General features: G+C 66.1%; 12 protein-coding genes. 10 read left to right on the plus strand and 2 right to left on the minus strand.

Features of this window, described 5'->3' with window-relative positions:
- Positions 1-189 precede the first annotated feature (189 nt).
- Positions 190-1,341, minus strand: coding sequence for an acyl-CoA dehydrogenase family protein (locus CAF92_RS10855; RefSeq protein WP_075045375.1), 1,152 nt, complete (start codon positions 1,339-1,341; stop codon positions 190-192).
- Between the two features lie 16 nt (positions 1,342-1,357).
- Complete coding sequence (locus tag CAF92_RS10860; RefSeq protein WP_046614365.1) at positions 1,358-2,428, minus strand: enoyl-CoA hydratase/isomerase family protein; 1,071 nt, start codon at positions 2,426-2,428, stop codon at positions 1,358-1,360.
- 394 nt (positions 2,429-2,822) lie between these two features.
- Here CAF92_RS10860 and mdcA point away from each other — a divergent pair, with 394 nt between their 5' ends.
- The 10 genes from mdcA to mnxG all read left to right on the plus strand — a co-directional run bounded on the left by mdcA (position 2,823) and on the right by mnxG (position 16,476).
- On the plus strand, positions 2,823-4,484 hold the full coding sequence (gene mdcA, locus CAF92_RS10865; RefSeq protein ID WP_085600744.1) for a malonate decarboxylase subunit alpha: 1,662 nt from the start codon (positions 2,823-2,825) through the stop codon (positions 4,482-4,484).
- Complete coding sequence (locus CAF92_RS10870) at positions 4,484-5,428, plus strand: triphosphoribosyl-dephospho-CoA synthase (protein ID WP_085600746.1); 945 nt, start codon at positions 4,484-4,486, stop codon at positions 5,426-5,428. The genes mdcA and CAF92_RS10870 overlap by 1 nt, the downstream gene beginning before the upstream one ends.
- A gap of 1 nt (position 5,429) precedes the next feature.
- Positions 5,430-5,729, plus strand: coding sequence for a malonate decarboxylase subunit delta (locus CAF92_RS10875; RefSeq protein ID WP_024087234.1), 300 nt, complete (start codon positions 5,430-5,432; stop codon positions 5,727-5,729).
- Complete coding sequence (locus CAF92_RS10880; protein ID WP_085600748.1) at positions 5,722-6,570, plus strand: biotin-independent malonate decarboxylase subunit beta; 849 nt, start codon at positions 5,722-5,724, stop codon at positions 6,568-6,570. Before CAF92_RS10875 ends, CAF92_RS10880 begins: the two co-directional genes overlap by 8 nt.
- Positions 6,567-7,358: a biotin-independent malonate decarboxylase subunit gamma gene (gene mdcE, locus CAF92_RS10885; RefSeq protein WP_085600750.1), complete on the plus strand. Its 792-nt coding sequence runs from the start codon at positions 6,567-6,569 to the stop codon at positions 7,356-7,358. Before CAF92_RS10880 ends, mdcE begins: the two co-directional genes overlap by 4 nt.
- A gap of 1 nt (position 7,359) precedes the next feature.
- Positions 7,360-7,974, plus strand: coding sequence for a malonate decarboxylase holo-ACP synthase (locus CAF92_RS10890; RefSeq protein WP_085600752.1), 615 nt, complete (start codon positions 7,360-7,362; stop codon positions 7,972-7,974).
- Positions 7,971-8,891 carry a malonate decarboxylase subunit epsilon gene (mdcH, locus tag CAF92_RS10895; protein WP_085600755.1) on the plus strand — a complete coding sequence of 307 codons (921 nt, stop codon included), beginning with the start codon at positions 7,971-7,973 and terminating at the stop codon, positions 8,889-8,891. The genes CAF92_RS10890 and mdcH overlap by 4 nt, the downstream gene beginning before the upstream one ends.
- Before the next feature lie 192 nt (positions 8,892-9,083).
- On the plus strand, positions 9,084-9,506 hold the full coding sequence (gene madL / locus CAF92_RS10900) for a malonate transporter subunit MadL (protein ID WP_085600757.1): 423 nt from the start codon (positions 9,084-9,086) through the stop codon (positions 9,504-9,506).
- Positions 9,507-9,508: 2 nt separating this feature from the next.
- Entirely contained in the window at positions 9,509-10,273 is a 765-nt protein-coding gene (gene madM / locus CAF92_RS10905; protein ID WP_024087229.1) for a malonate transporter subunit MadM, read from the plus strand.
- Positions 10,274-10,632: 359 nt separating this feature from the next.
- Positions 10,633-16,476, plus strand: a complete 5,844-nt coding sequence (gene mnxG, locus CAF92_RS10910; protein ID WP_085600759.1) for a manganese-oxidizing multicopper oxidase MnxG — start codon at positions 10,633-10,635, stop codon at positions 16,474-16,476.
- The last annotated feature ends 12 nt before the right edge of the window (positions 16,477-16,488 follow it).

A 16,488-nucleotide genomic window follows, 5' to 3' on the forward strand; every position in this document is an offset into this window, starting at 1 on the left:
TCATCCAACTGTTCGGGCTCTCGCCAAAGTGGAACGGTGAATGGCAGCTTGTGCTCCCACACGTGCTCAAGGCACCTCTGGCATTCAGCTTGCCATTCACCGCTCTCACTTCAGATTCTAATCCCCTCTCAAGACACAAGCTGGCTTGCCGGCGATAGGGCCGCACAGCGGCCCCTGTATCCCGTCTGATTACAGCGGATAGTGCTTCAACTCCCGCGCAATCAGCATCCGCTGGATCTCGCTAGACCCTTCATAGATCTGCGTGATCCGCGCATCGCGGTAGTAGCGCTCCACCGGGTAATCCTCCAGGTAGCCATAGCCGCCATGCACCTGGATCGCCATCGAGCACACCCGCTCGGCCATTTCCGAAGCGAACAGCTTGGCCTGCGAGGCCTCCGACAGGCACGGCTTGCCGGCGCTGCGCAGGCGTGCGGCATGCAGGATCAGCAAGCGCGCGGCATTCACCTGCACCTGCATGTCGGCCAGCAGGTTGGCGATGCTCTGGTGTTCGTTGATCGGCTTGCCGAACTGCACCCGGTCACGCGAGTAGACCAACGCCGCCTCGAACGCGGCGCGGGCAATGCCCAGTGCCTGGGCAGCAATGCCGATACGGCCGCCCTCGAGGTTGGACAGGGCGATGGCCAGGCCCTTGCCACGCTCACCGAGGATGTTGGCGGCAGGGATGCGGCAGTTGTCGAAGGTGACCGCGCAGGTGTCGGAAGCGCGGATGCCCATCTTGTGCTCGCTGCGATCGACCTTGAAGCCCGGGTTGTCGGTGGGCACCAAGAACGCCGACAGGCCCTTTTTGCCCAGCTCAGGGTCGGTCACCGCGAAAACGATGGCCAACCCGGCGCGGCGGGCGTTGCTGACGAACTGCTTGGCGCCGTTGATAACCCACTGGCCATCCACCAGCTCGGCGCGGGTGCGCAGGTTGTGCGCCTCGGAACCGGCCTGTGGCTCGGTCAGGCAGAAGCAGCCGATCACCTCGCCGGTGGCCAGGCGTGGCAGCCACTGCTGTTGCTGTTCTGCCGTGCCGTAGGCCAGCAGCGGGCCGCAGCCCACCGAGTTGTGGATGCTCATCATCGCTCCGGTGGCGCCGCAGCCGGCGGCGATTTCTTCCACCGCCAGGGCGTAGGCGACGTAGTCGGTGTAGCTGCCGCCGAAGTCTTCCGGCACCACCATGCCCAGCAGGCCCAGTTCGCCCATCTTGCGCACCACGCCATCGTCGATCCAGCCGGCCTTTTCCCAAGCCTGTGCATGCGGGGCGATCTCGCCACGGGCAAAGTCCCGGGCCATGTCGCGGATCATGATCTGTTCTTCGCTCAGTTCCAGGTCTTGCATCTGTGTACTCCCGGGCTCACAGGCCTTCGAAGAATTGGTCGACCCGCTGGCGTTGCAGTGCGGCCAGGGTCGGCGGGTTCCAGCGTGGTTGCTTGTCCTTGTCGATGATCAGCGCGCGCACGCCTTCGATGATGTCGCCGTGCTGGAACCACTGGCGGTCCAGGTGCAGCTCCATGGCAAAGCAGTCGTCAAGGCCCAGCTGGCGACCCCGGCGCAGCATCTCCAGAGTAACCGCCATGGCCAGCGGCGAGCGGCTTTCCAGCTGGTCGGCGGTGGCCACGGCCCAGGCGTGGCTGTCGCCAATGCTCACCGCACGCAGTTGCTCGACGATGGCAGGCACGTCCGGCAGAGCGAAGAAGTGGTCGATGACCGGTCGCAGTTTTTCCAGCGGCGCATCGGCGAGCACCTGGGTGCCGAGCCTGGCCAGCAGGTTTTGCAGGTCCTTGAGGGGGTGGTCGCCAAAGCGCAGCTGGTCCAGGCCCTGGTCGAGGGCTGCCAGCTGGTCGCTGGCCAGGTACCAGTCGGCCAGGCCGCAGTACAGTGCATCGGCTGCCTGGATCTGCGTGCCGCTGACACCCAGGTAGGTGCCCAGTTCGCCGGGGATGCGCGACAGGAAGTAGCTGCCACCCACATCCGGGAAGTAGCCGATAGCCACTTCGGGCATGCCCAGGCGGCTGCGTTCGGTGACCACGCGCAGGTCGCAGCCCTGCGCCAGGCCCATGCCGCCACCGAGGGTGAAGCCGTCCATCAGCACCAGCACCGGCTTGCGGTAGCGGTGGATGGCCAGGTCAAGGGCGTATTCCTCGACGAAGAAGGTTTCATGCAACGTTTCGCCGGCCTTGAAGCTGTCGTGCAGCGAACGGATATCGCCACCGGCGCAGAAGCCCTTGGGGCCCTCGCCACGCAGTACCACGGCGCGAACGTGCGGATCATCGGCCCACAGGTCGAGGTGCTGGCGCAGGCTGCGGACCATGTCCAGGGTCAGGGCATTGAGACCGGCGGGGCGGTTCAGGGTCAGGTGGCCGACCTGGTTGCGGACCTCGGCCAGCACATGGTCTGTTGCCGAGGTATGAGCGTGCGCAGTCATTGCGTTCTCCCTGCTTTGTTATTGATTTTCCAAGTGAAGTCTGGAGTTCGCTGGAGGATCGCAGGATCCTGTCATGCGAATTTGCCTTGCACAATCGACAAATCTGCAGGGGGATTCTGCATTTTTGTCTTGTGTGGCGATAACGCCACTCTAGCAAGGTTTCAGGTTGGCCGGGCTGGCCCTATCGCCGGCAAGCCAGCTCCCACAGATACCGCACAACCTTCAAGGCCTGCGCTGTACCTGTGGGAGCTGGCTTGCCTACGATAGGGTCATGAGCGACAGCGCATATGCTAAATCGTTACCCTGACCGTAACGATCAATGCCTGAGCTTGATTGATGCGCAACCACCCCAGCCCTAAGGTGACCCCCACGACAGCGAACCCGTGGAGTCACCATGACAACAACCAAGAATCCACCGCCGCAATGGTCGCGGCGGCGCGCCGAAAAGCAGCGTCGCCTTGACCGGGTCCGCCACCTCGCCGACGGCGTGGTGCTGCCCACCGAGCGAATCGTCGAAGCCCTTGAACTGCTGCTGGCTCCCGGCGACCGGGTAGTGCTAGAAGGCAACAACCAGAAGCAGGCCGACTTCCTCTCCCGCGCGCTGGCCAAGGTCGACCCTGGGCGCCTGCACGACCTGCACATGATCATGCCCAGCGTCAGCCGGGCCGAGCACCTGGACCTGTTCGAACGTGGCATCGCCCGCAGGCTCGACTTCTCCTTCGCCGGCCCGCAGAGCCTGCGCATTGGCCAACTGCTGGAAGACGGCCTGCTCGAAGTCGGCGCCATCCACACCTATATCGAGCTGTACTCGCGGCTGTTGGTCGACCTGATCCCCAACGTCACCCTGGTGGCTGGTTTCATGGCCGATCGCGATGGCAACCTGTTCACCGGCCCCAGTACCGAAGACACCCCGGCACTGGTGGAACCGGCCGCTTTCAGCGACGGCATCGTCATTGCCCAGGTCAACCAGCTGGTGGACCGTGTGGATGACCTGCCGCGGGTCGATATCCCGGCATCCTGGGTCGATTTCGTGGTGGTTGCCGACCAGCCTTTCTATATAGAGCCGCTGTTCACCCGCGACCCGCGCCATATCAAGCCGGTGCACGTGCTGATGGCGATGATGGCCATTCGCGGCATCTACGAAAAACACCAGGTGCAGTCGCTGAACCATGGCATTGGCTTCAACACCGCCGCCATCGAGCTGATCCTGCCTACCTATGGCGAGTCCCTGGGCCTGAAGGGCAAGATCTGCCGCAACTGGACACTCAACCCGCACCCGACGCTGATTCCGGCCATCGAGACCGGCTGGGTGGAAAGCGTGCATTGCTTCGGCACCGAGCTGGGCATGGAGGACTACATCGCCCAGCGCCCGGACGTGTTTTTCACCGGCCGTGATGGTTCGCTGCGTTCCAATCGCATGATGTGCCAGCTGGCCGGGCAGTACGCTGTCGACCTGTTCATCGGGGCCACCCTGCAGGTGGATGGCGATGGCCATTCCTCGACCGTGACCCGCGGCCGCCTGGCCGGCTTCGGCGGTGCCCCGAACATGGGCCACGACCCCCGTGGCCGGCGCCACGCGACCCCGGCCTGGCTCGACATGACCGTGCCGGAAACCATGCTCGAACGCGGTCGCAAGCTGGTGGTGCAGATGGTCGAGACCTACCAGGAAGGCGGCAAGCCCACCTTCGTGGAAACCCTCGATGCCGTGGAAGTGGCCAGGAAAGCCGGCATGCCGCTGGCGCCGGTGATGATCTATGGCGACGATGTCACCCACCTGCTGACCGAGGAGGGCATTGCCTACCTGTACAAGGCCCGCAGCCTGGAAGAGCGCCAGCAGATGATCGCCGCCGTGGCCGGGGTTACCGCCATCGGCCTGCGGCACGACCCCAAGAACACTCAGCGCCTGCGCCAGCAAGGCCTGGTCGCCTTGCCCGAAGACCTCGGCATCCGCCGCACCGACGCCAGCCGCGAACTGCTGGCTGCGCGCAGCATCGCCGACCTGGTCGAATGGTCCGGCGGCCTCTACAACCCGCCTGCACGGTTCAGGAGCTGGTGATGAAAGCACTCGACTTGCAACCGCGTGGGCTTCTTCGCAAGCACAGCAATAGTGATGCATCTGGAAATTGCGCAATCCTTGTGGGAGCGGGTTTACCCGCGAAGAGGCCAGCGCAGGCAACCAAATTACCCCTGGCCGACCACCTGGCCGACCTGGCCGTGGAAGCCCTGATCGACGAAGCCGACCTGTCCCCCAAACCCGGCCTGGTCGACCGCCGTGGCAACGGCGCCCACCACGACATGACCCTGGCCCTGATGCATGCCTCGGCCCTGGCCCTGTGGCCCTGCCTGCGCAACATGGCCGAAGCCGCTCAGGCCATCGGCACCCTCGGCCAGCCCCTGCGCACCACCCTGGGCCAGCTCGGCCGCGAAGGCGAGGCGGCAATGCTGGCCGCCACCGGCGGGGTCAACACCCACCGCGGCGCAATCTGGGCCCTCGGCCTGCTGGTAGCATCCAAGGCCCTCGATACCCAGGCCGATGCCAGCACCCTGGCTGCCCGTGCCGGTCGCATCGCACTGTTCGACGATCCCGCCATGACCACCCAAGACAGCCATGGCCTGCAGGTACGCCGCCGCTATGGCACTGGCGGTGCCCGCGAACAGGCGCAACAAGGTTTCCCGGCGGTTATCGGCCACGGCCTGCCGCAACTGCAGCGCAGCCGCGCCGCCGGTACCAGCGAGCCGCACGCCCGGTTGGACGCGCTGCTGGCGATCATGGCCGTGCTCAACGATACCTGCGTGCTCTGGCGCAGCGGCCCGACCGGGCTGGCTGCCGTCCAGCACGGCGCCCGTACCGTGCTGAGCGAAGGCGGCAGCGCCACGCTGGCCGGGCGCCGGCAGCTGCGCCGGCTGGACCAGCACCTGCTGCACCTGAATGCCTCACCGGGCGGCGCCGCCGATCTGCTGGCCGCCTGCCTGTTCCTCGACAAAGCCGGGAGCCTGTGACATGGAAACCCTGACCTTTCAATTCCCCGCCGCCGCACCTGGGCGTGGCCGCACGCTGGTGGGCTGCGTCAGCTCCGGCGACCTTGAAGTGCTGATCGAACCCGGCACCGCCGGCAGCCTGCAAATCCAGGTGGTGACCTCGGTCAACGGCAGCGCTGCCCGCTGGGCGCAGCTGTTCCAGCGCCTGTTCGAGGGCCGCACCTGGCCGGCCGTGAACATCGACATCCATGATTTCGGCGCCACCCCAGGCGTGGTGCGCTTGCGCCTGGAGCAAGGCTTCGAGGAGATCGCCCATGACTGATATCGCGCGCCTGCTGCACAGCCGCAGCTTTGTCGAACTCGGCGCCCGCCAACGCGCCCGCGCCTTGCTCGACCCGGGCAGCTTCCGTGAACTGCTGGGCCCTTTCGACCGGCTTATGTCACCCTGGCTGCCGCGCCAGGGCATCGTGCCCCAGGCCGATGATGGCGTGGTCATCGCCAAGGGCCTGCTGAACGGGCGCAACGCTGTGGTTGCCGCCATCGAAGGCGGTTTCCAGGGCGGCAGCATGGGCGAGGTGGGGGGGGCCAAGATCGCCGGTGCGCTGGAACTGGCCATCGAAGACAATCGCAACGGCATCCCCACCTGCGCCGTGCTGCTGCTGGAAACCGGCGGTGTACGCCTGCAGGAAGCCAACCTGGGCCTGGCGGCGATTGCCGAAATACAGGCGGCGATTGTCGAGCTGCGCGCCTGGCAGCCGGTAGTCGGCCTGGTCGCAGGGTCGGTCGGCTGTTTCGGCGGCATGTCCATCGCCGCCGGCCTGTGCAGCCACTTGCTGGTCACCCGCGAAGCCCGCCTGGGCCTCAACGGCCCGCAGGTGATCGAGCAGGAAGCGGGCATCGGTGAATACGATGCCAAGGACCGCCCCTTCATCTGGAGTTTGACCGGCGGCGAGCAGCGCCACGCCAGCGGCCTGGTCGACGCCTATGTGGCCGATGACATCGAGGCTTTGCGCGAACGCTTGCTGCAATTGCTCGACGAGCCTTCAACGGATCGCGCCGGTCAACACGCCTGGTTCCTCCAACGCCTGGCCCGGCTGGGTGATGGCTGCCCGCAACTGGATGCCGCTGCCGTGCGTGACCTTTACCAAGGAGATGCCGAATGAACCGTGCCTTGAACTGGCTGCCGGGCCTGGCCGGCGGGCAAGCCTTGCCAGGCTACCCCGCGTCGTTGCGGGTAATGGATGGCGAACTGGACAACCGCCTGGCGCGCTTCATCGCCGTGGTGCCGGACGCCGAAAACCCGTTCCCCCGTGCGCGCTCGGGCGAAGTCGGCCTGCTGGAAGGCTGGGGCCTGGCCAAGGCCGTGGGCGAAGCGATCGAGGCCGACCGCCATGGCCAGAAGCGCGCCATCGTCGCGGTGATCGACGTGCCCAGCCAGGCCTATGGCCGCCGTGAGGAGGCGTTGGGGATCCACCAGGCTTTGGCTGCTGCGGTGCAGGCCTATGCCCAGGCACGGCTGGCGGGGCACCCGGTGATCGGCCTGCTGGTCGGCAAGGCCATGTCTGGTGCCTTCCTGGCGCACGGTTACCAGGCCCAGCGCCTGATCGCCCTGGACGATGCCGGGGTCATGGTGCACGCCATGGGCAAGGCTGCGGCGGCGCGCATCACCCTGCGCAGCGTCGAGCAACTGGAAGCCCTGGCCGCCGAGGTGCCGCCAATGGCCTACGACCTTGCCAGCTACGCCTCGCTTGGCTTGCTGTGGCGCCGCCTGACGGTGGACAACGCCGAGACGCCTAGCAGTGCCGACATCGCTCAGGTACGTGCCTGCCTGGCAGATGCGGTGCGCGACATCGGCAGCTCGAGCGACTTGTCGTCGCGGCTGGCGGGCGAAAACCGCAGCGCCTCGCGCCAGGTGCGCGAACAGCTGCGTCGCCAGTGGCAGGGCGCTTGAAATGAACGCGCCAAGGCCACACGACCTGCTCTGGGGCATGCCCGTATCTGGCCTGCCTGTCGATGCTCCGCGTTGGGCGCAGGATGTGCTGCTGAGCGGCCAGCCGGTGGTGGTGCGCCGTGCCACCTGTGCGGACGGCTGGGTGGCGGTAGGGCTGCGTGGCCAGGGCAGGGCGCAGCGGTCGGGCGTACTGATGCGGCTGGCCGATATCCAATGTCAGCAAGGCCCCGAAGCGCTGCGCTGGCAAGCGGAAAGCCCTTGGCCTGCATTGCAGGCCCTGGCCTCGGTCGCCCCGGTGCTGGATGCCAGCGGCCTGGCCTGGGGGCCGACAGGTGGGGTGGGGTATCAGCTCGCCACCGGTATGGAGGTGGTACACGCCGAGAGCGACCTGGACTTGCTGCTGCGCACGCCACAACCACTGGCCCGGGCGCAGGCGCGTGCGCTGCTGGATATTCTCGATTGCGCGCCTTGTCGTATCGACCTGCAGCTGGAAACCCCGGCGGGCGCTGTCGCCCTGCGCGAGTGGGCCGGCTTCGCCCGCCGCGTGCTGCTCAAGTCGGCCGATGGCCCATGCCTGGTCAGCGACCCATGGGCAGTGATGGAGCGTGCCGCATGAGCAGCCTGTTCGCCTTCCCCGGCCAGGGCGCTCAGCAGGTGGGCATGCTGCAGCGCCTGCCCGAGGGTGCCGGGCAATTGCTGGAAGAAGCCAGTGACACCCTCGGCCAGCAGGCCTTGGCGCTGGACAGCCAGCAGGCCCTGCAGACGACCCGTGCCGTGCAGCTGTGTCTGCTGCTGGCTGGCGTGGCCTGGGCGCGCTGGCTGATGCAGCGCAGTCCCGCGCCGGATTACGTGGCGGGGTTGTCGATCGGCGCCTATCCGGCAGCGGTCACGGCGGGCGCCCTGGGCTTTGCCGATGCCGTGCGCCTGGTTGCCCTGCGTGGCGAACTGATGCAGCGCGCCTATCCGCAAGGCTATGGCATGACCGCACTCAGCGGCCTGGACCTGGCCTGCGTCGAACACTTGTTGAGCGACACAGGCGGCGAGGTGTATGTCGCCAACCTCAACAGCGACAACCAGATCGTCATCGCCGGTAGCGATGACGCGATGGCTGAGGTTGCCGCCAGGGTACGCCGCCTGGGCCAGGGCGTGGCCCGGAGGCTGGCGGTCAGCGTGCCGTCGCATTGCCCGTTGCTGGATGGCCCCGCGGCCGAACTGGCCAGTGCCTTCGCCACGGTCGAGTTGCAGCGACCGCGTATCACCTACCTCAGCGGCAGCAGCGCACGGCCGGTGTTCGACCCACAGCGTCTGCGCGACGACCTGGCCGGCAACATGGCGCGGCTGGTCAACTGGCGTGCCACGTTGCGCAACGCCTATGAGCGTGGCGTGCGTCTGCACCTGGAGTTGCCGCCCGGCAACGTGCTCGGCGGGCTGGCCCGACCGGTGTTCGAACAGGGCAGGGTGGTTGCTGTTGAAGGCACCCGCTGGGACACCCTGGATGCGCTGCTGCGCCAGGAGGTGGCTAACGAACGATGACAGCGGCACTGCGGCGGATGGTGACCCCTGTGGGAGCGGGCGTGCCCGCGAAGCAGGCACCTCGGTGAATGGCACGGGCGTCGCCCGTGTTCGCGGGCACGCCCGCTCCCACAATGACCGCGATAGCCGCACAAAAGTGTGTTTACGAAGAACAACAACAAGCAACTTCGACACTACCTGAGGACAACAACAATGATCATCTATGGTGTGGCACTGCTGGCGGTCTGCACGCTTGCCGGCGTCATCGTCGGCGACTTCCTGGGCGTGCTGCTGGGCGTCAAATCCAATGTGGGCGGGGTCGGTATCGCCATGATCCTGCTGATCTGCGCACGCCTGTACATGCACCGCAACGGCGGCATGAGCAAGGAATGCGAGTTCGGCGTAGGGTTCTGGGGCGCAATGTACATCCCGGTGGTGGTGGCCATGGCAGCCCAGCAGAACGTGGTCACCGCCCTGCACGGCGGGCCGGTGGCGTTGCTGGCGGCAGTGGGCGCGGTACTGGTGTGCGGTGCGACCATTGCCCTGATCAGCCGCAGCCACCGCGGCGAACCCCTGCCGGCAGTAAAGGCCGGCCCCGAAAGCAATGTGCAGGCTGCCCCTGCAGGAGGGCGTTGATCATGTGGCCGATCATTGACAATGCCCTGGAACATAACGGTTTGATCACTGCCTTCGCGGTGGTGGGCGCGATCATGTGGTTGTCGGTGGTGCTGTCGAAGTACCTGACCTTCGGCCGCGTGCACGGCTCGGCCATCGCCATCGTCATCGGCCTGGTGCTGGCCTGGGTCGGTGGCACCATAACCGGTGGCCAGAAAGGCCTGGCCGACATGGCGCTGTTCTCTGGCATCGGCCTGATGGGCGGGGCCATGCTGCGCGACTTCGCCATTGTCGCCACGGCCTTCGAGGTGCAGGCCACCGAGGCGCGCAGGGCCGGGATGATCGGCGCGGTGGCGCTGCTGCTCGGCACGGTGCTGCCGTTCATTGTCGGCGCGGCGGTGGCCTACGCGTTCGGTTACCGTGATGCGGTGAGCATGACCACCATCGGTGCGGGTGCGGTGACCTATATCGTCGGGCCGGTGACCGGGGCGGCGCTGGGGGCCAGCTCGGACGTGATGGCGCTGTCGATTGCCACCGGGCTGATCAAGGCGATCCTGGTGATGGTGTTCACCCCGGTATCGGCGCGCCTGCTGGCGCTGGACAACCCACGGTCTGCGATGGTGTTCGGCGGGTTGGCGGGAACGGTGTCGGGGGTGACGGCCGGGCTGGCGGCGACCGATCGGCGCCTGGTGCCGTACGGGGCACTGACAGCCACCTTCCATACCGGGTTGGGCTGCCTGATGGGCCCGTCGATCCTGTACTTCTGCGTACGCGCCCTGGTCGGGTGACAACAATTTGCTGGACTGCGCAGACCCCTTGTAGGAGCGGCCTTGTGTCGCGATCGGGCCGCAACGCGGCCCCAGCGATATCCGCATCGCAGTCAAGATCCTAGGGCCGCTGCGCGCCCCATCGCGACACAAGGCCGCTCCTACAGGTACAGCGACAACCTCGAGAGCAATGCTGTACCTGTGGGAATATCTCGTGACGAACACCTGCAAACCACCCCCCGTTTCGGGGAAAACCGCTGGGGAATCCTCCCCAACCTGTTTCGTTTACCGCTGCAACCAACTGAAAATAAAAGCAAACCGTTCCTGGCATACACCTTGCTCCAGCTCCACGCAGAGATCCTGTGTACCGGAGGTGCAGCATGTCTATGCCACTCAAAGGCCCCATCCTGTCATCACTCGTACTGGCCTTGCTCGGCTGGGAGTCGACCAGCGAAGCCGCCGTGCAGTGCCAGCGCACCCTGGTCGCCAACGTGGTGGCGCTGGACCAGCCACTGATGTTCAACCGCCTTGGCGCGCAAAACGCCAACGGCATGATGTTCGCCCTGCGCGAGGATGTGGTGGACGACAAGATGGTCCCCCTCAGCAGCGGCGGGGCGGCGGTACCGGGCAAGGTCACCCTGCGCCCGGACAAGCGCCCGCGGCCCATCGTGCTGCGGGTGGCCGCCGGTGAATGCCTTACCGTCAACCTGACCAACCTGCTCGACTACAAGGCCAACCCCAACAAGCACGGCATCGAGGCTGAAGAGCCTGAGGGCGAAGAGGAGGGGCCGGAGCTCGAAAATGACGCCGCCGAAGGCTTCGTCGCCGACGAGCAGGTGGCCGAGCGCATGGTCGGCTTCCAGGTCAACGGCATGCAGGCGGTCAACAGCATCGCCGATATTTCTGCCTACACCGGGCGCAATGGCAACTTCTTCGTCAGCCCAGGCAGCACCCGCAGCTATACCTTGTACGCCGAACGCGAAGGCGCTTTTGCCGCTACCAGCAAGGCCGCCACATTCGGCGGCGAGGGCACTGCGGGCAACGTTGCCAACGGCCTGTTCGGCCAGGTAGTGGTGGTGCCAAAACTCGGCCGCACCTACCGCAATACCCTTACCGAAGAAGAAATGCGCCTGGCCACCACCGGCCGCACCGCCACCGGCCAGCCGGTGATCGACTACGAAGCGCGCTACCCGCAAATTCAGCCCTGGATCGCCGAAGGCAAGGCCGGCAAACCGATCATTGCCATGGTCGACGGCAACGAAATCATCAACAGCGAAACCGATGCCATCGTCATGGGCCCCAACCCGGATGGCAGTTTCCCCAAATCCACCTACCCGCTGGAAAACCTGGGCAAGCGCAACCCGGCGCTGCCCAACCGCCTGGAGGCGTTCCGTGACTTCGCCTCGCAATTCGCCGACGAGGTCGCCGGCACCCAGGCGTTCCCTGGCTACTGGGCCGACCCGGTGATGGGCCATGTGCTGGAACCCACCCGCGACTCGTTCATGATCAACTACGGTTCCGGTGGCATGGGCGCCGAAGTGGTGGCCAACCGCCTGGGCGTGGGGCCGATGCATGACTGCCTGTCGTGCGCCTATGAGGAGTTCTTCCTCAGTTCGCACACGGTCGGTGATGTCGGTACGCTGGTGGACGTGCCGGCCAACGTCGGCCTGGAGCACATCCGTCCTGGCGAGGTACCACCGGCCAGCGCCGTCGGGGTCAAGGCCAGCATGGCCCTGTTCCCGGCGGAACCGGCCAACGTGCACCACAGCTACATCGGTGACTTCACCAAGTTCCGCAACACCCACAACGGCCATGAACAGCACATCTTCCACCTGCATGGCCATCAGTGGCTGTTCAACCCCAATGACGACAATTCCGACTACATCGATGCCCAGGGCATCGGCGCGGGGGGCGGCTACACCTACGAAATCGCCAACGGCGGTGCGGGCAACCGCAACCGGGTGGCGGGCGATGCCATCTACCATTGCCACTTCTACCCGCACTTCGCCCAGGGCATGTGGGCCATGTGGCGGGTGCATGACGTGTTCGAGGAAGGCACCCGTCTTGAAGTGAGCGGGCAGGGCGAGAATGGCTTCCACAGCACCCCGTTCGCCCTGCGCAGTGGCAAGCCGGCGGTTGGCGCCCGGGCCTTGCCCGATGGCGAGATCGTTGCTGGCACGCCAATCCCGGCCATCGTGCCGCTGCCCGGCAAGGCCATGGCGCCGATGCCAGGCAAGGTGGTGGTGGTACCGAAGCTGTCCGAAGAGCTGGTTGCTGCCAATGACGACGACGAGCCCGAAGAAGAGGATGAAGAACCAGCCAACCAGGCGCCGGTTCGCAAGGCCATCGGCTCGCTGGCGCTGGTCGACCGCAGCGACGCCAACCGCAACGCCGACGGCACCTTGAAGAACCCTGGCTATCCGTTCTGGATCGGCGGTATGGAAAGCAGCGTGGGCAACCGCCCACCAACCCCGCCACTGGACATGCTCGACCCGGCCATGGCACGCCAGCTCAAGGAAAGCGGCAAGGCTCTGTGGGCCAACCTCGACCCCAACCAGGTCGATGGCTGGGACGGTGGCCTGGGGCGCCATGCGCTGGACGGCGTATCCGCCGGCGGCGAAGCCGAAACCACCACCACCAAGCTCGATTTCACCAAGGTGGTACACAAGGCCAAGCCGATCTATCTGCCCGAAGAAGGCACCGATGTCGAGCAGGCGGCCATGCAGTTCCACGCCCAGGCCGAACACCAAAGCTTTGCCCTGATCCCCGGCAGCGAGCCGGTGGCCAAGGCGTTCCGCACCAACGGCGCATTGCCCACTGCCGGCGCGCCGTTCTACGAGCCGTGCATGGATGACCGGGGCAAACGCCTGACCCAGTCCTCCGGGGTAGGCGAATACTTCAGCGGCGAAAGCCTGTCGGGCCTGAACTTCCGTGGCGCCTCGGCCTTCACCGCCGACCGTCCACGCATCTACAAGGGCGCCAACATCCAGTTCGACGCGGTGTACAACAAGGTCGGCTACCACTTCCCGCAGGCACGCATCATCGCCCTGTGGGAAGACGCCTGGCCGGTGATCACCAAGCAGCGCCCGCCAGAGCCGCTGGTGATGCGCATGAACACCTTCGACTGCACCATGTACCAGCACACCAACCTGATCCCGAACATCTACGAGATGGACGATTACCAGGTGCGCACCCCGACCGACGTGATCGGCCAGCACATCCACCTGCCCAAGTGGGACCTGACCGCCGCCGACGGCTCGGCCAACGGCTGGAACTACGAAGACGGCATCTTATCGCCCGGCAGCGTGGTCGAGCGGGTGCAGGCCATTCGTGCCTACAACGGCTGCACCCAGGGCGATAGCCGCGACGGCACCGCCGCCTGCCCGCAAGCCCGGCAGCACCCGTACTTCGGCCGCTTTGGCCGGGCCGACTGGCTGGGCGCACGCACGGCCATGCAGCGCTGGTTCGCCGACCCGCTGGTGAACGTGTACAACGTCGACCGTGGCCTGGGTACCATCTTCACCCACGACCACCTCGGCCCATCGACCCACCAGCAGCTTGGGCTGTATGCCACCGTGCTGGCCGAACCGGCCAACTCCACCTGGTACCACGCCGAAACCGGCGAGAAGCTGTACAACCCGGCCACGCGGCAGGACGGTGGCCCGACTTCGTGGCAGGCGGTGATCCAGACCGGTGACCACGACGGCGACGGCAAGAACGACAGCTACCGCGAGTTCTTCCTGGAATACAGCGACTTCCAGCACGCGTACGAGGCCGGTGTGTACGTCGGCGCCGGGCCGGACGGCATCCCCAATGCCCAGTCGTACCCGGCCACTGCCGACAGCTTCCGCTACGCCATCAACCCGCCCGTGCGCGGCAAGGCATCGAACCTGCTGGAGGCCATCGTCGAAGAACGCGGTGGCATCAACCCGGGTTGCCCAAGCCGGCCCTGCCCACAGGCCATCTCGGTGGACGACCCGGGCATGTTCGTCGTCAACTACCGCAACGAGCCCCTGGCCCTGCGTGTTTACGACCCCAACAAGGTCGGCCCGGACGGCAAGCGTGGCATGCAGGCCGACGGCCTGGCCGGCGACCTGAGCTACGCCTTGCAAACCCGTACCGACCGCGCCATCCCGGCAATGAACCTGGCGCCCTCGGCGATCACCTCGGCGGTCGGCCCCACTGGCGGCACCACGCTGTTCCCGCCGCACATCAACGCGGCCGGCAGCGAACCGGGCGACCCGTTCACCCCGATGCTGCGCACCTACTCCGGCGACAACGTGCGCCTGCGCATGCACGCCGGTGGCCATGAAGAGGAGCACAACATCACCTTGCATGGCGTGAAGTGGCTGCAGAACGGCACCGGCTACGGCAACAGCTCCAACTCGGGCTGGAAGTCATCGCAGATGATCGGTATTTCCGAGCAACTGGGTTTCATGGCGCCGGTGTCGATGATCTCCAGTTCAGCGGCCACCAACGGTGACTACCTGTATTCGCTGGATGCGGCCCTGGAGGGCTACTGGAACGGCATCTGGGGGATCATGCGCAACTACACCGCGCAGCGTGCCGACCTGTTCCCGCTGCCCAACAACCCGCAGCCGGTGGCCATGCGCAACACCGTGAACTTCGATGGCATCTGCCCGAAAACCACGGCCAACCCCAACGGCGTCGGCACCCGCCCCACGGTCAAGCGCAGCTACGAGATCGTCGCGGCACTGGCCAACGATATCCTCGAGAACCGTAACGGTGTCAGCATCAACGACCCGGCCGGTGTCGGCCAGCATGTCGGCGGCCCGCTCAAGGCCAACGGCGGCACCTTGGTGTTCAACAGCCGCAAGACCGCCATCCCGCTGGTCAGTGGGGTAGACCCCGAAGATGGGGAAACCTTCACCATCGGTGGCCACAGCGCGCCGCTGCACGACCCGACCGCGATCCTGTACGTGCGCAAGGCCGACCTGGACGCCACCACCGGCAAGCTGAAGGCGGGCGTGCCCGTGGAGCCGCTGGTGCTGCGCGCCAACGCTGGCGAGTGCATCAGCATCACTCTGGAAAACCGCCTGCCACTGGTAATGCCGGACTTGCCCAGCACTGCGGTGATGCACAACGTGGTCAAGCGTGACCGCTTCGACAGCGAGGGTGCCACCGCGTTTGCCAACAACCTGATGCGGCCATCCAGCCACGTGGGCCTGCATGCCCAGTTGCTGGCCTACGACATCACCAAGTCCGACGGCGCCAACGTCGGCCTCAACCCGGTGCAGACCGTGGCCCCGCGTACCGGCACCAGCGGCGCCTGGCCGACCCGTACCTATCAGTACTATGCCGGCCACCTGGAGCGTGAAGGCAAGCCGGTGTCGCAACTGGGCCGCACGGTAGACAACATCAACACCACGGCCATCGAATTCGGCGGCCTCAACCTTACCCCGTCGGACGTCATCAAGCAGCCGCAGAAAGGCCTGGTGGGTGCCATGAGCATCCTGCCGCAGACCGCCACCTGGACCGAGGACACCGCAACAAGGGCCCAGGCCACGGTCAAAGTCACCGGCCAGCCGGACTACCGCGACTTCGTCACGGTATGGCAGCGTGCGCTGAACATGCGCTGGGCCGACGGTCGCCCGGTGGAGGGCATCAATACCGAAGGCAACGGCGCCGCCGGCGACCCTCAGGACAACGGCAACATGGCGGTCAACTACAAGACCGAACCCCTGTGGCTGCGCTTCGGCATGGCCCCCGACTCACCCTTCGGCCGCGCCGGTGGCCTGGGCTTTGGTGATGTACCCAACGCCCATATGGCCTACGCCAACGCCCTGGTCGGTGGCGACCCGCAAACCCCGGTGCTGTACGCCAAGCCCGGCCAGCCAGTGCGCAACCATATCGTGATGCCCAGTGGTGGCAGCCGCGGCATGGTCTATCAGCTGGATGGCCACTTGTGGCCACTGCACAACTACCAGGCCGAGAAGAACGACGTGGACGGCTACCCGCTGAGCCTGCCCGGCATCGGCTCGGTGCGCTTCGGCTACAACCCGATGGCCATGTACATCGGTGCCCAGGAAAGCGTGCTGCCAGCGGCGCACTTCAGTTTCATGCTGCCCAGTGCCGGCGGCGCCAACGCGGTGGCGGGTGACTACCTGTTCCGCGACTACGCCGCCTACGGCAACCTCTCGGGGCTGTGGGGGATCTTGCGGGTGACCAATGAAGCGCCGCCGGCAACGGCACCGGCGCAGTGACGGTAAATGGGG

The organism is Pseudomonas sp. B10(2017) (genome assembly GCF_002113295.1).
GTDB lineage: Bacteria > Pseudomonadota > Gammaproteobacteria > Pseudomonadales > Pseudomonadaceae > Aquipseudomonas > Aquipseudomonas pudica.